The following is a 20,560-nucleotide window of genomic DNA, read 5'->3' as shown; positions in this document are numbered from 1 at the left end:
CGATTTATAAGGAAATAATCAACGCATCGTTGAAGAACGATGCGTGTATATTTATTAACTCAATTCTGAGGAAAATAATTTAAATGAAATAAGTTACCTTAATAGTATTAGATTATCGTCCCACGTGGCGCGGGAGACGGTAAACTGCCATAGTGATATGCTATTTAGATATTTTTCTCTTTTGATCTCATAATTAAATAATACTGATAATTAATTATATTGGGAGCCAAGAAAATATTTTTGTAAATGATAAGAAAGAGAATCAGTTATTAATTATTTATACAGTGTATATAATTAGGTATCTCTTATGTAGACATTAAGTGCTACAGTTTATTTTCCATTTCATTATGACTACAAGCCCTCTTCAAAATTAAGAGGGCAAGGGATGAAAGAATTATATGTAAGGTTGTAGGTTAAAACTGTTGCGAAATACTGAATTTGAAGTTACGGCCAATGCCTGAAACTTTTTCTCCTAAGTAAGGATAGTAATCACGGTTGAACAGGTTATCGACGGTGATGCGCGCTTCAAATCCTTTTATGTAAGTCGGACGCCAGTTCGCAAACAGGCCGTGCAAGGCATAACCTTTACTTTTAGGTAATGACCAATAACCGGCCATTGGATCACCATCTGCCGGTGAGCGATCTTGTTTGCGAATAAAATCGCCTTTCCATCCCATCTCCATTTGTAATTGTGGGATCTTGAAACCCAACATAGCATGAGCAGAAGTCGGTGGAATTTCATCAGTCCAGGTTTTATGCCCTATCCACGGATCACGCATTGAAGCATCACGCTGGCCGCGCAGGGTGGAAAAAGAGAATTTCCCGAATAAGGTATTGCTGTTATAGAAGGTTTCTATTTCCAGACCTTCGATGGTATATCCCGGCAGGTTACGATAGTTTGACAGCGGTTTTCCACATGATTTTGTTGAGCCACTTTCGATCTGAGCTTCACAGTAGATACCACGTCTTTTAAAAATTTCATCTTTACCACGATTGCGGAATAGCGTGGTACGAATTTGCAGGTTGTCACCCTCAAGCATCAAATTGTCGAAATCGAGAATGGCACCAAGGCGTATCCCTGTCATTTTCTCAACATCAAGATTGCGGCTTGAACCCGGCAAGCTGGTAATTGCTGACTGAACTTCATATTGCTCATCAACCAATGGTGCTCGCCATGTACGGCTGATATCTGCAAATAGGGAAAGGTTTTTATTGGCTTGCCACATTGCGCCTAAATGAGGTGACCAACCAGTATATGTTACACTACGGTAGTCATGGTTTACGTTAGGTGATTTATTGTTAAATCTCGGTGCCTTATTTTCTTCACCAGTATTCTTGATATGGTCGTAACGGACACCAGGAGTGATAGTAACATTGCCCAGTTTCAAAGAATCCTGAACATAAAAACTGTAAGTTTGCTGACTGCCAGACGGCATATAATTAGGTTGGTAATAACCATAATTATAATCAGCTTTATTTTTTTTGTTCTTATCGAACATTAAAACATCGTTATCTTTTTTATGCCAACGTGCTCCCACCAATAACTCATGTTCAATTATGCCTGTTGAGAATACACTCTCATTCTGGATTTTTGCGATATTATCAATGTAGTCAACCCAGCTTTTATTACCCATTAATCCACTGAAAGAATTGGATGCATTTTCTGGGCGGCTATCATCTTGTTTTGTTTTGGAATATCCATATGTTATCGTCATATTTAGCCATGGATTATCCTCTGGTGCGATATTCCATTTAGCCGTGTAATTTTGATCAATCTGATCACGAAAAATTAATTTTCTTTTCCATGCATTATCCCAACCATACTTTTTTACTTCTGCAGCAGATGGAACGACCATTGCATCTCGTTTAGCAGCCCATGGTTGCCAACCAGCTGATTCAGAACGCATGGCGGACAGGCTTATAGTATGGGTGTCATTCGGGTAGAAATTGGTTTTTAATAAATAGGATGTTTGATTGTTCTGTGAGAATTCAAAACGTGTGCCATCAGGGCGTTTGATATTATGTCCATTGCGCTTATTTACATAGAGTAATCCGTCAGCAAAGCCGTTGGGATCTCTGCCGTATATTGTTCCAGAATTGATCCATTGCCTGTCATTGGTGTGGTAGCTTTGTTTGATCAATCCTCCCCAGTTTTCATCGGGGCGAAGAAAATCACTGGCGTCTTTGGTGACAATTTTAACAGAACCACCAAATCCCCCGTTGCCATTCAGTATGTTGTGAGGCCCTTTATCAACATCTATACGCTTAATTAACTCTGGTTCAAGAAAGATGGAACCTTGACGATATTTTTGAAAACCTTTCGGAACACCATCCAGAGTGACTTTTACATCTTCATTTGAACCCATTCCCCAGATATTCAAAGTTTGCCCGCCGGGGCGCGGAGAGCCTGACATTGATACACCGGGGAGTTGATCAAGTAATTGAGCAACGTTGTCAGCTTGAGTCCGGTCAATATCCGACTTTTTAAGTACAGAACTGCCTGCACGGGTGCTGTTGTGTATACTTTCCACCACCGAAAGTGTCGGTAACTTCATCACCTCACTTTTCTTTTCTGTTTTTTGCTCATTTGAATTTTCAGTAGCATAGATAGAGCCTGAGAATACAGTACCTAACGCTAAAGATCCTGATAATGTACCCCGTAAAATTTTTTGGGTTATTGCTGCAATTGGGCGTTTTTCTAATTTTTGACTATTCTTTGCCATAAATATCCTGAAATATTGTTACGTGAAATATTGTTACGTGAAATATTTACCACGCGATAAGTTACCTTAGAAAACAAAATGGGCAAATAAAAATGAGAATTATTTTTATTTTGTCTGTTCGTTATACCCTCTCAATTGCTGACAATGTTGGTAATGAGAGCATAGGGCCTGTGGTTGCCGTGGTATTGAATAGCCATGGCGCTTGCTGGCGAGGTCATTTCTGTAAATGCAATTTCCTTAAGTGCAAAGGGGTTAGTCAATGAAGAAAAAGATCCTTGGTTCTCTGATCTTGGCTGGTATTGTGGCACTGGTTGCAGGTTGTGATGATGCTGCTAAAAAAGCAGACGAAGTTACACAGCAAACAGAAGAAAGTGCAACGCAAATGAAAACGGATACTGAGCAAAAAACCACGGACATGATGGATGATGCAAAAGAAAAATCACAGGAAATGAAGGACAACGCTCTGAAAGAAGGCCAAGGTATGGTCGATAAATCCAAAGAAGCCCAAAGCCAAATCAGTAATTCCGTCAATGACGTCGCAAATCAAGTCAAGTCCAAGATGGCAGATATACAGGATAATGCCACTAAGGCAGCTAATGATTTGATGGGGAATATCAAAGAGGGAACAGGCGATATCAAAAATCAGGCGGCTGATAGTCTCAACCAGCTTTCAGATGGCGTGAAGTCGAAGACAGAAGAAATAAAGTCTGAGACTGATAAAAAAACGGATGATTTGATTAATAGCCTGAAAGGTGACAGCGATAAAAAAGAGGAAGGTTAATTTATCTGTTTGATATCCTGTAAGAGCCAACTGTACAACAAATATCAGAAGGGTAATCTAACGATGATTACCCTTCTTTTTGACATTATTTCAATGGCGTTTTAGTGCGCACTAACTTGACTTATTTATCCATTTGGCAGTAGGTTAAAGGCTATTTTGCACATCACACTCAGGACATAATAATGGAAATAAAATACAGTGTCGGAAGACAAGATCCAGAATTAATCCAGCAGGCATTTTTCATTCGTGAAAAAGTATTTACTGATGAACAAGGCTTTGAGGCTGACATTGATATTGATGAGTATGATGATGTTGCTCTGCATGCCGTAATATTTGATAACGAAAAACCAATCGGTGTGTTACGTGCGTTCACAAAAAATGGCAACGTACTGAAAGCTGGGCGAATTGCGGTGCTAAAAGATTACCGTGGTCGTGGAATTGGCCGTATTCTCATGGAATTTATTGAAGATTATGGGCGCAAAAATAATATTTCAACCATCGAATTATCTTCACAATGTCATGCCCAGCCATTTTATGAAGGACTCGGTTATCAAGCGCATGGGGAAATTTATTTAGAAGATGGGGCTGAGCATATCTATATGGTGTTAAATTTAACGTAATCGATTTTTCTGATAATTAAAATGGGTTTTAATATCGAAAAATATTTATTATTTTTCTGTAAATATCAATGCGGGAAAACAATAGTGAAAACTATGCAAACAGTAGACCTAATTCCCTCATTTTCCCGTATTGATAATTTATGTTATTTCACTAAGAACAAATTTCTTGCTCAACGATTTTGTGTTAATTGACGAACCGGCGCACCATTGGCAACGTAATATTTTGCCTGGCTGCGTGGCAAGGGAGGTTGTTTGCGGATCTTATCTGCAATCTTCTCTGCAATCATAATTGTCGTCGCATTCAAATTTCCGGTAATAATTTCAGGCATTATGGATGCATCAATCACTCGCAAATTCTCAACACCGTGTACACGCCCCTGACCATCAACGACAGCCATTTCATCCATCCCCATTTTACAACTACACGATGGGTGGAATGCGGTTTCCGCATGCTCACGAATAAAGGTATCCAGTTGCTCGTCGGTCTGAATTTCAATACCCGGGCTGATTTCACGGCCACAATACGGAGCCAGTGCAGGCTGCGCCATAATATCCCGTGTAATGCGAATAGCATCGCGGAACTCCTGCCAATCTTGTTCTGTTGACATATAGTTGAACAGAATACTGGGATGCTGGCGTGGATCCCGCGATTTAATGTTCACACGGCCACGGCTTGGGGAGCGCATGGAACCAACATGAGCCTGAAAACTGTGTTGATTGATGGCATTACTGCCGTTGTAATTAATGGCAACGGGCAAAAAGTGAAACTGAATATTCGGCCAGGCAAATTTCTCACTGGTACGAATAAAACCGCCAGCCTCAAACTGATTGCTGGCCCCAATGCCAGTTCCTTTGAATAACCACTCTGCGCCAATTTGAGGCTGGTTATACCATTTCAAAGCAGGATAGAGAGAAATGGGTTGGAGGCACTCATATTGCAAATACATTTCAAGATGGTCTTGTAAATTTTGCCCGACTCCCGGCAATATTTGTACCGCAGGAATGCCAAATTCGCTCATAACCTCTTCAGGGCCAATGCCAGAGCGTTGCAAAATTTGCGGTGAGGCTATGGCTCCGGCACAAAGCAAAACTTCTTTACGTGCTTTGGCGTGCGTTAAAGTAGAGCTTTTACCCCGGTAAAAATTGACGCCGATAGCTCTCTTACCCTCAAATTCAAGAGTGTCTGTCAAGGCGTGGGTGATAATCGTGATATTATTGCGTGCCCGGGCTTGATCAAGATACCCACGGGCTGTACTGGCCCGTCGCCCACTGGGAGTGACAGTGCGATCCATTGGGCCAAAACCTTCTTGCTGATAACCATTCAGATCGTCAGTTCGTGGATAACCCGCCTGAATACCTGCTTCGACCATAGCGTGAAACAGTTCATTATTTCCCATTTTTGGCGTTGTGACACTGACCGGCCCAGCGCTGCCATGATAGTCATTTTCGCCAATATCCCGTGATTCAGCTTTGCGAAAATAAGGCAGGCAATCTAGGTACGTCCAATCTTCCAACCCTGGCTTTGATGCCCAATTATCAAAATCCAATGCATTGCCGCGGATATAGCACATGCCATTGATGAGTGAAGATCCTCCAAGCCCCTTGCCGCGCCCGCATTCCATGCGTCGGTTGTTCATGTGGGGTTCAGGATCGGTTTCATATGCCCAGTTATAACGGGTTCCCTGCAAGGGATATGCCAGCGCTGCTGGCATTTGAGTACGGAAGTCGAATCGGTAATCTGGCCCGCCAGCTTCCAAAAGCAGAACAGTGATATCGGGATCTTCCGTCAGACGAGTTGCAAGTACGTTACCCGCTGAACCAGCACCGATAATAATGTAGTCAAATACCATTAATTATCTCCTCTGTTTCAGGCGTGGATTAAAATAGGGATTCAAACTCTCCCAATTCCACCTGTATTGATTTAATTTGTGTGTAATTTTGTAGTGTGATCAGGCCATTTTCACGACCGACGCCGGAGTGTTTATAACCGCCGACAGGCACTGCGGCCGGAGATTCTCCCCATGTATTGATCCAACAAATTCCTGCTTCCAGTTGGTGGATAACACGGTGTGCACGGGAAAGATCTTTTGTCACCAATCCGGCGCCTAGGCCGTAATGCGTGTTATTGGCCCGGGCAATGACTTCTTCTTCTGTTTCATAAGTCAGAATACTCATCACTGGGCCAAAAATTTCTTCCCGTACAATCAACATGTCATCAGTACAATCACTGAACACTGTGGGGGCAACAAACGCGCCTTTTGCCAATTCGCCTTCCAGCAGACGTTCACCACCACAGAGCAAACGGGCGCCGCTGTTTTTGCCACTCTCGATATAGCGCAAAACAGATTCCATGTGAGGGAAACTCACAACCGGGCCAAAATTGGTATTGGGATCGAGAGGTGAACCAATTCGAATGCGTTTCACTCGTTCAAGAATTTTGTCCTCAAACTGTGAAAGCAGTGCCTTGGGAACAAAAACACGTGTTCCGTTGGTACAAACCTGACCGGAGCTGAAAAAATTTGCCATCATGGCAATATCTGCTGCACGATCCAGATCGGCATCATCAAAGATGATCAGAGGGGATTTTCCACCCAGCTCCATTGTGACTTCTTTTAAATTGGAGCCAGATGCATTTGCCATGACTTTTTTGCCAGTGACTGTGCCGCCGGTGAAAGACATTTTGGCGATTTTGGGATGAGTTGCCAGATAATGACCAACCTCATGGCCCGCACCAGTCAGGACGTTGAACACGCCATCAGGCAAACCGGCTTCGGTATAAATTTCGGCTAATTTGAGGGTAGTGAGGGATGTGACTTCACTGGGCTTGAAAATCATGGCATTGCCGGCTGCAAGTGCAGGGGCGGATTTCCACAGGGCGATTTGGATAGGGTAGTTCCATGCACCAATCCCAGCCACAACACCCAGCGGCTCACGGCGTGTATATACGAAAGATGATTCGCGCAGTGGAATTTGCTGCCCTTCAAGTGCAGGGATCAAGCCTGCATAATATTCCAATACATCGGCACCAGAGGCAATATCAAGCGCCTGAGTTTCAGAAAAGGCTTTGCCGGTATCCAGTGTTTCCAGTTCTGCCAGTTCATCATTGCGCTCACGCAAAATATTCACGGCCTTGTGCAAAATCCGCGAGCGTTCAACTGCTGTCATGGCCGCCCAGATTTTTTGCCCCTTAATGGCACTTTCGACGGCCAGCTCAACATCTTGCTCCGTCGCGGACTGAAATTGAGCAATAATTTCGCTATTAGCGGGGTTGATTGCATCAAATATCGGATTATCAGGTTGGGAGCTATCAACATAAGCCCCATGAATATAAAGTTTCTGCAATCCAAAATGGGTCATAGATTCTCCTTAAGAGTCTATCCAATGGATATAAGCCAGAACTCAGGTCATAGCCGATGCCCCGAGTTTCTGCTCAATGTAATCAATGGTAATTTTAAATGCCCCTTCGATATCAAAGGGATTGCTGCTTAATGCACTTCTCAGCCAAATGCCGTCAATCAATGCGGCAAGACCTTGGGCCGCCAATCGGGCTTCTGTTTTGGGAAGTGCACGCCTGAATTCAACACAAATATTGGAATACAGACGGCGTTCGTTGACTTGCTGTAAGCGATATAGATTGGGCTGGTGGATACTGCTTGCCCAGAACGCCAACCAGGTTTTCATGGCTGCACTGCTGATTTGGCTGGGATCAAAATTCCCTTCAACAATGGCTTTTAGCCTCGCTGTGGGGCTATCGTCATCAAGCAATCGCAAACGATATGCGACGGCCACTCCCAACTGATGTAACAGAAAGCGCATGGTGGCTTCCAACAGCCCGTTTTTATCTTTGAAGTAGTGGCTAATAATGCCAGTGGAAACACCAGCCTTGCGGGCGATTTGTGCAATGCTCGCCTCTTGCATCCCAACCTCATTGATGACAGCTAACGTCGCATCAATGAGTTGTTGTTTCCTTATCGACTGCATTCCAACTTTTGGCATTATTTTACACTCAAAAAATCAATCATCCGGTAGGTATTAAACTTTTTTTTAATTGAATGTTCAATCAAAATTAAATATGTTTTATTACAATATATTCACAAATTGCAATCTGGAACAGGCAGTGTATTTTTATATTTTTGTTTAAATTCAAATAATTATATTATTTCTCTCTTTCGTTCTTACTACATTTAAAATTTCAGGAACTGCTTATGAACACACATGACAGTCCAAAAAACACTCAGAAGGATACATTGAACTCTGTCGTTTTTTTCATCTCAGCCGGACTGATTATCTTGTTTTCTTTCTTCACGATCCTCTTTACTGATGCAACGAGTGTCTGGATAAAAAACACGCTGAATTGGGTATCTAAAACCTTTGGTTGGTATTATTTGTTGGCAGCCACGCTTTACATTGTCTTCGTGATTTTTGTTGCCGTTTCCCGTTTTGGTTCCATCAAATTGGGGCCTGAACAATCCAAGCCGGAATTCAGCTTACTCAGTTGGGCATCCATGTTGTTTGCGGCCGGAATCGGCATAGATTTGATGTTTTTCTCGGTAGCTGAACCTGTTACACAGTATATGCAACCCCCTACGGGCCAAGGGGAAACAATTGAAGCAGCCCGTCAGGCGATGGTGTGGACGTTGTTTCACTATGGCCTGACGGGCTGGTCAATGTATGCCCTGATGGGGATTGCTTTGGGGTACTTTAGTTATCGTTATAACTTGCCCTTGACTATTCGTTCTGCCCTTTATCCTATTTTTGGTAATCGGATAAACGGCCCAATTGGCCATACCGTCGATATAGCGGCCGTAATCGGTACGATTTTTGGCATTGCCACTACGCTGGGCATCGGCGTGGTGCAATTGAATTACGGCCTAAAAGTATTGTTTGGCTTGCCGCAAGGCTTGAGTGTGCAGGGTGGTTTGATCCTGTTGTCTGTAGTGATGGCAATTGTTTCCGTGACTTCCGGAGTGAATAAAGGCATTCGCTTTTTATCAGAATTGAATGTGTTTCTGGCTTTGGGCTTAGTCTTATTTATGTTGTTTGTCGGCGATACAGAGTTTTTGCTCAATGGCTTGGTACAGAACGTTGGGGACTATATTAGTCGCTTCATGGGAATGACACTAAATAGCTATGCATTCGAGCGTCCGACGGAATGGATGAATAACTGGACGTTATTTTTCTGGGCGTGGTGGGTAGCCTGGTCGCCTTTTGTCGGTTTATTCCTCGCGCGTATCTCCCGTGGCAGAACTATTCGCCAGTTTGTGATGGGAACCTTAGTTATTCCATTCGTTTTCACTCTGATATGGTTATCGATTTTCGGTAACAGTGTGCTGTATGAAGTTATTCATGGTAACCGCCAACTGGCTGAAACCGTGCTGCAACATCCGGAACAAGGTTTTTATGGTTTATTGGCACTTTACCCGGCCTTTACGTTCAGTGCTTCTGTCGCCACGATCACAGGGCTATTGTTCTATGTGACATCCGCCGACTCAGGATCATTGGTTCTGGGAAACTTTACCTCCAATCTCAGTGACATCAACAATGATGCGCCTAACTGGTTGCGGGTATTTTGGTCTATCGCGATAGGTGTTTTGACGCTGGGCATATTGATGACCAACGGTATTTCTGCCTTGCAAAATACGACTGTAATAATGGGATTACCTTTTAGTTTTGTGATCTTCTTTGTCATGGCAGGCTTGTATAAATCCTTGCGGGTTGAAGATTTCCGCAAAGCCAGTTCGTTGCAAAATACCTCCCCAACGTTGGTGCATGATAATGGTTCATTAAATTGGAAACAGCGCTTAAGCCGCATGATGCATTTCCCCGGAACGAAAAATACACAGCGAATGCTGGATTCTATTTGCCGTCCAGCCATGCTGGAAGTTGCTAAGGAGCTGGTAGCAAAGGGAGCGAAAGTCCAATTTAATGTTTTACCGGCAGAGAAAGAAATTCGGTTGAATCCACTGGAATTGATTGTTGATTTGGGCGATGAACAGAATTTTGTCTATCAAATCTGGCCCCAGCGTTATTCAGCGCCCGGATTTACCTATCGAGCCAGATTGGGTAAATCCTATTATTTCCGATTAGAAACTTTTCTGATGGAAGGAACACAAGGCAATGATTTAATGGACTATACGAAAGAGCAGATTATCAGTGACATTCTTGATCACTACGAAAAGCACCTTAATTTTATTCACTTGAACAGGGAAGCTCCGGGGCAGACATTGATTTTCCCAAGTGGAGGATAAAACTCAAGCGATAAAAGGTCATCTGCATTATGCGGATGACCTTTTATCAAAGCAGGAAATCAATTATGTTACGTATTGATTTATATTATGAACGGTAAGCATCGGGATATATCTTTTCGTAATAGCCCTCTAATTGGGCTTCCGGCATTTTTGAGATCTCAACATATTTAGGGGAGAATAGAACGAAAAATGACATTAAGCCCATCAACGCTGAAAAGATAATTAACAGGACTCTAATATCATAACTTTCTATCAGGTAGGTTGCAGATAACATTCCCAATGGTATTGATACTATGCAAATGGCAAGGAATTTAGATTCCATTGTATTGCGATAAGGTTCCGGCGTTGCAAGGCATCGAATTGAAGTAGTATTAATATTATAAATAACCAACCCTACGCCACTGAGCAGCATATAACCACATAACTCAACCAATGAACCCGCTGTGGATATTCCTGTTATGCATGCTGCAATCGTGAAAGCGGAAATAAAAGCACTGTGTGCTTTACAGAAAATCTTGTTCATGGGTTTAATAACAATCGTGCTGCCAATCATCATGCCGATACCAAAAGTTGCTTCAGCAATCCCAACTTGTAAAGCACTTAGCTTAAATTCATTGATGATGATAAGTGGCGTGATATAAGTCACAAGTGGAACGACAGTAAAATTGAAAAAAGAAGAAACAATCACCAGACTGGCTTCTGTTGGGTTTTTCGTAATTATCCTGATATTTCCTACACTGCTTTTATGCTGTTGTGATGATTTTTCTTTTTGTTTGTTTTGCACACAATAAAAGCCGATTATGGATAAGATAGACATTGAAGAAATAAAAATCAAAGCTCCATTAATGTTTAAGTAATGGATCACTATGCCAGATATTGCGGGGCCAAGGATGATATTAACTGAGTTAACCATTCCTCTATATTTAAAAGAAGATTCTAGCTTGTTTTTATTGCTTATTTCCGGCAGGATACTTGTTCCTATTGGCTGAATGAGTATGGCTGAAATAGACGCGAAAATATAGATTATGCCTAATGGCATATATAGATTTTTATCTATGAAATTAGACAGGATGAAAAGCAATGCGATAGGGATTATACAAATTAGAACAATGTTCTTTTTATTGAACCTATCCCCAAGGTCGCTCATGAAAACAAGGAATAAGACTTGCAGGAACCATGATGAAAAAATAAACCATCCAAGTTGAAATTCCAGATTTAGTACTTCAATCATCCACCATGAGAACAACATTCCAAATGCTCGCGTGGAAGAAGTGAACAAAATATCAGAGAGTTGATATAAAAAAAATGAAATATTATTTTTCATTACTATCCTTATTTTTATTAAAAATGTATTTTTGATAAATAGCGGTAATAGTACATGCGAAATGCATGTATGTCACTTTTATGTATAAAGTCATACTTATTTATTATTTGTGTGTTATTTTTTGATATAGCATATCTTTCCTGCAAGTTGTTTAACCGATATTAATCGTTGAGTGATTGCTACAAAGAATGTGAATAAATTTGGTGTTGGTAAAAAAATTTATTAACATTATTGTTATCATTTTTTTGCAATATTATTTTTTAAATTGTTTCTAGCGGGCAGAGAAGCCAATGAATTGGGAGTAAACAAATCTAGCCAGAAAACGATCAACGTTCAAAGAGGACGAGCTGGGCAGAGAGGGTAATTATGGTCTTTGTTTAAGATAATGACTTCTTTGGATTATATATCAAATACTCAGCGCATACCGAGTATTTGATATTTTAGCATAACAATAAAAAATTATTTTTTTTGGCAATGATGTAATTTTAAAAATAGTTTGTGACTCTATTATTGTTTTAATTCTTATTCTTATTCTTATATTAAATGCTTCTTCAATTCTGATTTTTCTATTTTTCCCTCTTCGGTGACAGGAATCTGATCAACAAAGCTGATAGCTTTTGGAGTATATATTGAACCTAATCGCTCTTTAGCCCAAGCAATAATCTCTGCTTCAGTAATGTTAACATTTGGAACAGGGGAGATAATTGCTTTTACTAATTCACCCCATTTATTGTCAGGTACGCCAATCACTGCTGCCATCTGTATCTTAGGGTGTTGTAGTAATGTTGCTTCGATATGCTTAGCATAAATGTTAAATCCACCAGAAATGATAATGTCTTTTTTTCTTTCAACTAGGTACAAAAAACCTTGCTCATCTTTTGTAACGATATCTCCAGTGTATAACCAACCATCACGTAAAACTTCTTGAGTCTCTTTGGGTCTTTTCCAATAACCGAGTGTAATATGCGGGCCGCGTATTACCATTTCACCATGAAAATCGCTGACGCTTTCATTATTGATTAATTTAATATCTGTTAATGACGCTGCTCGACCTAACGAGGTGAGTCTTTTAAAATTATTGGTTTTCAATGCATGAAAATGCTCATGTTTATCTAATATTGTTAATTGATTTGGTGCTTCGGTAATCCCATAAACCTGAGTGAATATAGGCCCGAAAATATCTAATGCTTGTAATAATCTATCTTGTTGAAATGGTGATACTCCATAGATAATATTGGTTAATGAAAGTGATTCATTACTGCTATTTTCCAATTTATCTAATAGCGTATATAACATGGTTGGAACCATCATTGTAGATGTAATTTTATTTTTATTAATGGTGTATAACAGTTTGTCAGGATCAAACCCACTTAATAATACATTGGTTCCGCCTTTCATCCATACAGGGAGGATGAACATTCCACCTGCATGGGTAATTGGTGCAACATGAGCGAATCTTTCCTGCTCTCCAAGTCCAATGTCAATCATTTGTCCTGCAATGGAAGACAGATAACTCCCATGTGTATGCAATACGCCTTTTAAACGCCCGTCATCTCCCCCGACGTAAAAAATGCCATATAGATCCATTGGACTGACGTCAGGTATTCTCGCTTCTGAAGGTTGTTTATTTGCTAATTGAATAAAATCATTTACGTTTAAAGCAAATTCAGCATCAAAATTATGTAGGTATCCATCGTATATCACTGCCCGAGCAGCAGAATCTTGGATAATAAAGGAGTGGTCAATAAAGCTTCCTTTGGGAAATAAGGGAACAACAACTAAACCTGCCCATAGGGCACCAAAATAAATATTCAATAATTCTGGGCTATTGGGGAGCAATAGCGCGATTCTATCTCCTTTAACCATCCCTAGCTGCAACAATGCCTGCCCACTTTGACGAATACGAATTATTTGTTCTCGGTAGGTTATCTCATGATCATTAAATATAACCGCTATGTTTTGATCATAAGTCAAACTACATCGTTCTAGAATGGCTCCGGTACTGTAGGGAAATACTACTCTTTCATTATTATAAGATATTGGTTTTTCTTGGGACATAGCTTTCACCTTATCTAGAATTAAGTATTATATTGAATGTTCATATTTAACCCATCTCTAAGTTTGCAGGGGAGTATATGATTTCATTCATGTTTTTATATATGCTGCCTTTGTGCATATATACCACATGAAATTGACTGGAAAGCCCTTTATAACGTAGAGAGGAAGTGAATTTTTCACTCGCATAGTCAGGAACAAAAATAGAAATGTTGTCGGTTGGATTTAAATCAGCAGTTAATGAATCAAAGAGGTCTTGTGCATCATCTGGTGTCGTGGCTGCCAATGGACCAATTTTATAGCCTTGTGGCGCAGGGCGAATCACACCGTAACCAGTGATTTCTCCATTATCAAATTTGACATGCGATTTATGTCCGGCAGAAAATAACCAATTTTGCAGGAAACGTTTTCGTGATGTTGGGAAAAATATTGCATCGTAGTCAGTAATGATATCTAAATGATGTGGTTCAATGGGGAATATTTTATTCGTTTTATTCAGTGGGTTGATTTTTTTTCTTTTAACTCTCCCGGCATAGTGAATAATTTTATGGACGGAAACCAACCCAGATTTCATATAATTGGATGTCATTTCAGGCATGGCATTAGAACCAATTTCGCGGTTGCCTGCATGAACCCGAGCTATTTTGCAAATCGCTTTTCCATATCCTTTCCCTCGATACTCCGGGTGAACTAGATAACTTCCCCATATGGAGTACTTTTCAGAATGATTGATCAATGAAACTGCGGCAATAATCTTATTATCCAGCCAGCCTATGAATAATCCTTTTGGATCAATCTGATAGGCACAAGCAGCATCTTGATAACCGGCATTCCATCCCTCCCTATTTCCCCATTCTATTATTTTTCTCCAATCTTGGAGAGTGGCATTAGTGACGGTAAAATATTTCATCTTATTCATAATAATGAGTTTTTTATGAGTTAATTATTCATGACTATCCTTGATAGCTATTATTAGCGATAGGCCTTTTCTTTAAGGAAGTAACAGTCATATTTAGAAGTTCGACTTGATCTATTTTGGATGATGGTGTTCTAGGTAATTTATCTACAATTAAAAGATGTGAAGGTCTTTCATACGGTAACAGCTCTCTGCGGCATAGGTTGACCAATTCATCAATACTGGGCACCGGATATTTGGGCAATATTTCAATAACAGCGATGGGGATAGAACCGAGTCGAGTATCTGGAATGGCGATTACAGCAGCTTCTTTTACAGAAGGATGGGTTTCTAACAGATTTTTTATTTTTTCAGTTTGGATTTTAAAACCCCCACGTGTGATGATGTTATCCTTTCTTCCTAAAATCCATAGGAAACCATCAGAATCAATATTAGCGAGATCGTTAGTACGCACCCATTCATATTGATTAACAAGCCAATTGGGTTTGGTAAGAACTTCGAGATATCCTTTTTGACCCGCAGATAATTCAGCTCCTGATTCACCTGTAATTCTAATTTTAATGCCTGAATATGTTTTTCCCGCACTGCCTGCTTTTTTATTCCACCATTTTTCATGTAGAGCAGAATCCCAGCCGGCAATGGCTCCGGCGAATTCCGTGGCTCCATAGGTTGCTAATATTCTTATTCCGTACCGGAGAAAAAACTGTTCAATTAGCTTGGGCGAACAAGAGGTTGATCCAGTTGTAATAATTTTCAGTGAATGAAGTTTTTCTGGAGGGACATTAGAATTAAGCAGGTCATATAAAGCGGTCGGGACAAGAAATGTCGCCCGTATTTTATAACGCTCAACAGCCTCAATCCAAGGCATTAAGGCGAATTTCGACATAAGTACTATTTTCCGGCCTGTATATAATGCACTCAGGACGCCCCACAAGCCAGAAATATGAACCATTGGCATAGAGACCAATGACACTGACTCCATTAATAATGTTTTATCTTTAGGAACTTGTACACTGGCAGTTACAGCATTATCTAATTGTTGATAGGTGAGTTTTACCTGTTTTGGTGTGCCTGTGGTTCCGGAAGTTGGCATTTCGATAGCTATATTTTGATCATTAATTTTATTTGTTCTATTACTATTATTATTACTGATTAAAAATGTTTCTCCACTCTGGCTTAATTTAAATATCATTCTATTTTTAATTATCTCTTCAAGTAATTTTTTATCTGCCAGTAGTGCAGTGCCTGCGATGATAATTTTTATATCTAGGCGTGTAATATTTTCTATAAGGCGGGATGTTGGTTGTAATGGATTGAGAACAACAATTGGCATATTTTTTGTTAACAATTTCAAGGTGGTTGCAATATGCTCTGGACGATTTTCTAAAATTAAGCCAATTCGTTCTGAAGATTTAATCCCGGCTTCTATCAATGCGTTTTCCAGCATATTTGTACAGGAACGTACTTTAGCCCATGTCCACCAGTCTCCTTCATATTCAATAGCATCATAATTGTCAGGTGTTCCATTGAGTAGTTGTTTGAAGTATTCAATTATTTTCATCATTGACTCCCCCAAAAAATTAATATTTATAAAATATTATTCTTTAAAAACAGTGTAATAATTAGTTTTTAAGTTGAATGTGCTTCCTTGCCATAATTTTAATGTTAATTAATGTAAATGCATTCCCCGTGAAACATTCAATTGATTATTTGAATAATAATGTTGTAATTTATCTTTAGTCAATTGGTCTATGGCTATTTATTACATAATTTCAACAAAACACTTAGGAGTTCACCTATGTCTGTTTCAAATGCAGTGCAATCAAAAATACCTATTTCGGTATATTTGCTGGGCTTAAGCCTTTTCGCCATGGGGAGTTCGGAATTTTTGATTGCAGGGGTGTTGCCAAAGATTGCTGTTGATTTGCAGGTGTCTTTGCCTTCTGCGGGCATGTTGATTTCTGCATTTGCGGTGGGAGTGTTGTTCGGTGCTCCGCCATTGGCTATTGCAACATTGCGTTGGCCGCGGCGATCAACTCTGCTGATAAGCCAAGCGCTGTTCGTTATAGCCACTGCGATCGGCATGCTTTCTCCCGGCTATTGGCCGTTGGTAATTGCGCGTGTGGTGAGTGGTGTGGCTTATGCCGGATTCTGGGCCGTGGCGGCGACTACGGCAGTCAGTTTAGTGGCACAGGATCGCACCGCAAGAGCTTTGGCCGTTGTTGTCAGTGGGCTGAGTCTGGCAATGGTGGTTGGTGGGCCGCTAGGAACGGTCATCAGTGATATGGCAGGGTGGCGGGCAGGTTTCTGGGCCGTGGCGGCAGCCACAACGGTAGCTGCAGTGGCATTATGGTTTATGCTGCCTGAAATGCAGCAGAATCATGAAAATGTGTCTGTACTGGACGCTGAATTGAAGGTGATGAAGCAACCGAAACTGTGGGTTGCTTATATGACGACACTACTAACAACAGCCGCTTATATGGCGACATTTGGTTATTTGGGCGCATTGTTGATTGATGTCAGCAAATTGGCTGTAAATTGGGTTCCGGCCGTTTTGGCTCTTTTCGGGATCGGGGCTTTTATCGGCTTGAGCATAGGCGGGCGTACCGCAGATAAATACCCGTTCAAAACGCTATCCATTGGCATTATCGGCATGATTATTATTTCTATTGCTTTGGCTTTTTGGGCTGAACATACGATCGCAACAATTTGTCTGGTGTTTTTGCTTGGGGTGTTTGGCTTTGTTGTGAACCCAGCGGTTATGAACCGGGTTTATACCATCGCAGCAAATGCGCCGACTCTGGCGGGGGCAACCAATGTTTCCGCATTTCAACTGGGGATTACACTGGCACCTCTATTGGGCGGGTTTGCGATAGGGGCTGGGTACGGCTTACCTTCCATCGGCTGGGTTGGTGCTTTGCTTGGTATGCTTGCGTTAGTGCCAGTTTGGGTGGATGCACGTTTGCATTCAAAGAAACCAGTAAATTGAAAATTTTCTGAAAAAATTATCTAGAGTTTCATAATCTCCTTCTGTATATTTATACAGTATTCTGATCCGGGGGAGATGAAATGCGCAAAATTATTCATATCGATATGGATTGTTTTTTTGCTGCCATTGAAATGCGGGATAATCCATCACTGCGCAATATCCCTATTGCTGTGGGAGGAAGCGCAGATCGGCGAGGGGTGATAAGTACGGCAAATTATCTCGCCCGCCGTTTTGGAGTACATAGTGCAATGTCCACAGCCATGGCATTGAAACTTTGTCCGCAATTGAAAGTAGTCCAAGGTCGAATGTCACTTTATAAAGAAGTGTCCCAACATATCCGCCGTATTTTTTCCCGTTACACCGATTTGATCGAGCCTCTTTCATTAGATGAAGCTTATTTGGATGTAACGGATTGCCGGCATTGCCACGGCTCTGCCACATTAATTGCTCAGGAAATTCGTCAGATTATTTTTGATGAATTGCAACTGACTGCCTCTGCGGGTGTTGCCCCTGTCAGGTTTCTGGCCAAAATAGCGTCTGACATCAATAAACCGAATGGTCAATGTGTGATTGCTCCAGAAAGTGTGGATGCTTTTGTGAAAACCCTTCCGTTGCGTAAAATTCCCGGTGTTGGGAAAGTCACGGCCAAGCGCCTGTCAGATATGGGGCTGGAAACCTGCTCTGATGTTCAACATTACGATAAACTGACATTGATAAAGAGTTTGGGCAAATTTGGTCTTTCGCTTTGGGAACGTTGCCACGGCATTGATGAACGGCAAATCATACCAGAGCGATTGCGCAAATCAGTCGGGGTGGAAAAAACATTGGTGCAGGATATTTATGAATGGTGCGATTGCGTAGAGCTGATTGAAAAACTTTACCCTGAGCTGGAAAACAGGCTAGCAAAAGTAAAACCTGATCTCCGTATTGCCCGTCAGGGCATCAAACTCAAGTTTGACGATTTTCAATTAACAACACAGGAACATGTTCATCCCTTGCTGGATAAATCTGATCTGCTTCAGGTTGCAAAACAAGCTTGGGAAACTCGCAGGGAAGGGCGAGGGGTTAGATTGGTCGGTTTGCATGTCACTTTACAAAGCCCACAATTGGAACGCCAGCTTGTATTGGAGTGGTAAATTCAAGGGAATAGTCAAGAAGACATAGTAAATAAGGAGTAGTAAACAAGGAGCAGTAAATTGAAGGAGAGGGCATGGGTTCTCCCCCACGCGGAATGGCAGGGGAGAGGCGCTGTTGCCGGATGTTATTCTTTAACCGGGATAGCTTTCAAAATAGCGGTGAGCAGTTGCCAGTATTGACCGACACTCTTGATGTGAACCCTTTCATCCGGTGAGTGCGCTCCACGAATGGTTGGGCCAATGGAAACCATGTCCATATCAGGGTAAGGCTTTTTGAACAATCCACATTCCAGACCTGCGTGGATGACCATGATATTTGGGGTTTTATCGAAAAGTTGGTGATACGTTTCTCTGACTAAATGCATAACTGGAGAGTTAGCATCAGGTTGCCAGCCCGGGTAACTGCCACTCGCAACGGCTTCGGCACCAGACAGTTTTGCCAGTGAGTGCAACATGTCGACTACATAAATCTTGCCGCTTTCGATCAATGAACGAATCAAGCAAATAACGTCAACTTTTTCTTCATCCATTGTCACAACGCCAACGTTCAGTGAAGTTTCCACAACACCTTTGGCAACATCACTCATGCGAATAACACCGTTGGGCATGGCATTGAGCATGGACAAGAAACGAGCCTGACATTCTTGTGTTAAAGCGGGTGATGAAGTTTCGATTTCATCCAATAGAAGAGTCAGATTAGCTTCAACGACAGCAAATTCATTCTTCAAGGTCTCCAGATAATCCTCTTTCAACTGGTGCAATTTTTCCAGTTGATCAGCAGGAACAGCAATGATGCTGTAACCTTCGCGAGGAATTGCATTGCGCAGGGTTCCGCCTTGCAGATGGATCAATTTCAGATTCAGTTCATCAGCATGTGCTGCCAAGAAGCGAGCCAGTAATTTGTTCGCATTGCCCAATCCCAAATGGATGTCACCACCGGAATGGCCTCCTTTCAATCCCTTCATGGTCAGTTTCAGGGTCTTGTAGCCAACAGGCAAAGCTTCACGGGAAAGCGGCAATGTTGTGACAAAATCAATGCCACCAGCGCAACCCATGTAAATTTCACCTTCTTCTTCTGAATCGGTATTGATCAAAATATCGGCCTGCAACCAACCGGATTTCAAACCAAATGCACCATCCATGCCTGCTTCTTCGGTCATGGTCAATAAGACTTCCAATGGACCATGCTTGACTGACTCATCTTCCAGAACAGCCAAAGCGGAAGCCATGCCGACACCATTGTCAGAACCCAAAGTTGTGCCATCAGCTGTGACCCAATCACCATCAATGTAAGGTCGGATTGGATCTTTGGTGAAATCATGCTGGGTATCATTGTTTTTTTGCGGAACCATATCAAGATGCGCCTGAAGCACGACTGCCTTGCGGTTTTCCATTCCCTTTGAGGCGGGTTTTCTGATCAAGATATTGCCGACTTCATCTCGTTCTACATGAAACTCTTTGTGTTTGGCCCATTCAATAATGTGAGATGCTAATTCTTCTTCGTGATAGGACGGATGGGGAATGGAACAAATCTTGGCAAAAATATCCCATAGAGGTTGAGGGGATAATGTTGATAATTCAGACACAGCGAATCTCCTATAACGACATCTGTTGAGATAAAAAGGGTATTTTTTGACACATTGGGAATTTTTTGTCATTTACCGTTATCCCAATGTTCACATTAGGTCTGAGAATATCATTTTATTGCCTTAATGCGCAGCCAGAATGAGTACTTACCTTGTTTTTACTGGTTTTTGCTTGCTCAAAT

14 protein-coding genes are annotated in these 20,560 nt (G+C 41.4%); 5 read left to right on the top strand and 9 right to left on the bottom strand.

Annotation, left to right across the window (positions count from 1 at the left end):
• Window positions 1–413 precede the first annotated feature (413 nt).
• On the bottom strand, window positions 414–2,723 hold the full coding sequence (locus BM100_RS12810) for a TonB-dependent hemoglobin/transferrin/lactoferrin family receptor (protein ID WP_099139518.1): 2,310 nt from the start codon (window positions 2,721–2,723) through the stop codon (window positions 414–416).
• Window positions 2,724–2,982: 259 nt separating this feature from the next.
• Here BM100_RS12810 and BM100_RS12805 point away from each other — a divergent pair, with 259 nt between their 5' ends.
• Both BM100_RS12805 and BM100_RS12800 read left to right on the top strand, forming a co-directional pair.
• Window positions 2,983–3,504: an ATP synthase subunit B family protein gene (locus BM100_RS12805; RefSeq protein WP_092511533.1), complete on the top strand. Its 522-nt coding sequence runs from the start codon at window positions 2,983–2,985 to the stop codon at window positions 3,502–3,504.
• 182 nt (window positions 3,505–3,686) lie between these two features.
• Window positions 3,687–4,124, top strand: a complete 438-nt coding sequence (locus BM100_RS12800) for a GNAT family N-acetyltransferase (protein ID WP_092511531.1) — start codon at window positions 3,687–3,689, stop codon at window positions 4,122–4,124.
• A 170-nt stretch (window positions 4,125–4,294) separates the two neighbouring features.
• Here the strand turns inward: BM100_RS12800 and betA are convergent, their stop codons facing one another.
• Genes betA through betI form a run of 3 tightly spaced genes read right to left on the bottom strand, consistent with a single transcriptional unit; the run spans window position 4,295 to window position 8,120 of the window.
• Window positions 4,295–5,974: a choline dehydrogenase gene (gene betA / locus BM100_RS12795; RefSeq protein ID WP_092511529.1), complete on the bottom strand. Its 1,680-nt coding sequence runs from the start codon at window positions 5,972–5,974 to the stop codon at window positions 4,295–4,297.
• A 28-nt stretch (window positions 5,975–6,002) separates the two neighbouring features.
• Entirely contained in the window at window positions 6,003–7,481 is a 1,479-nt protein-coding gene (gene betB, locus BM100_RS12790; protein WP_092511527.1) for a betaine-aldehyde dehydrogenase, read from the bottom strand.
• Window positions 7,482–7,523: 42 nt separating this feature from the next.
• Entirely contained in the window at window positions 7,524–8,120 is a 597-nt protein-coding gene (betI, locus tag BM100_RS12785) for a transcriptional regulator BetI (RefSeq protein ID WP_092511525.1), read from the bottom strand.
• 209 nt (window positions 8,121–8,329) lie between these two features.
• Here betI and BM100_RS12780 point away from each other — a divergent pair, with 209 nt between their 5' ends.
• On the top strand, window positions 8,330–10,372 hold the full coding sequence (locus tag BM100_RS12780; RefSeq protein WP_092511523.1) for a choline transporter: 2,043 nt from the start codon (window positions 8,330–8,332) through the stop codon (window positions 10,370–10,372).
• 85 nt (window positions 10,373–10,457) lie between these two features.
• Here the strand turns inward: BM100_RS12780 and BM100_RS12775 are convergent, their stop codons facing one another.
• From BM100_RS12775 to BM100_RS12760, 4 genes are all read right to left on the bottom strand, one after another.
• Window positions 10,458–11,696: an MFS transporter gene (locus tag BM100_RS12775; protein ID WP_092511521.1), complete on the bottom strand. Its 1,239-nt coding sequence runs from the start codon at window positions 11,694–11,696 to the stop codon at window positions 10,458–10,460.
• A gap of 534 nt (window positions 11,697–12,230) precedes the next feature.
• Window positions 12,231–13,754, bottom strand: a complete 1,524-nt coding sequence (locus tag BM100_RS12770; protein WP_092511519.1) for an AMP-binding protein — start codon at window positions 13,752–13,754, stop codon at window positions 12,231–12,233.
• A 46-nt stretch (window positions 13,755–13,800) separates the two neighbouring features.
• Complete coding sequence (locus tag BM100_RS12765; RefSeq protein WP_092511517.1) at window positions 13,801–14,670, bottom strand: GNAT family N-acetyltransferase; 870 nt, start codon at window positions 14,668–14,670, stop codon at window positions 13,801–13,803.
• Window positions 14,671–14,704: 34 nt separating this feature from the next.
• Entirely contained in the window at window positions 14,705–16,231 is a 1,527-nt protein-coding gene (locus tag BM100_RS12760; RefSeq protein ID WP_092511515.1) for a class I adenylate-forming enzyme family protein, read from the bottom strand.
• A 234-nt stretch (window positions 16,232–16,465) separates the two neighbouring features.
• On the opposite strand from BM100_RS12760, the gene BM100_RS12755 reads away from it, so the two are divergent.
• The gene (locus BM100_RS12755; RefSeq protein WP_092511513.1) at window positions 16,466–17,656 is read left to right on the top strand and encodes a Cmx/CmrA family chloramphenicol efflux MFS transporter; all 1,191 of its coding nucleotides are present in this window, start codon (window positions 16,466–16,468) and stop codon (window positions 17,654–17,656) included.
• An 80-nt stretch (window positions 17,657–17,736) separates the two neighbouring features.
• Window positions 17,737–18,792, top strand: coding sequence for a DNA polymerase IV (dinB, locus tag BM100_RS12750; RefSeq protein WP_092511511.1), 1,056 nt, complete (start codon window positions 17,737–17,739; stop codon window positions 18,790–18,792).
• 125 nt (window positions 18,793–18,917) lie between these two features.
• Here dinB and pepD read toward each other — a convergent pair whose 3' ends face one another.
• Window positions 18,918–20,378: a beta-Ala-His dipeptidase gene (gene pepD, locus BM100_RS12745; protein WP_092511509.1), complete on the bottom strand. Its 1,461-nt coding sequence runs from the start codon at window positions 20,376–20,378 to the stop codon at window positions 18,918–18,920.
• Window positions 20,379–20,560 lie beyond the last annotated feature (182 nt).

It is taken from the genome of Xenorhabdus mauleonii, from assembly GCF_900113945.1.
GTDB lineage: Bacteria > Pseudomonadota > Gammaproteobacteria > Enterobacterales > Enterobacteriaceae > Xenorhabdus > Xenorhabdus mauleonii.
Note: the sequence above shows the minus strand (reverse complement) of the source record. Positions and strands in the feature narration are given on the sequence as shown.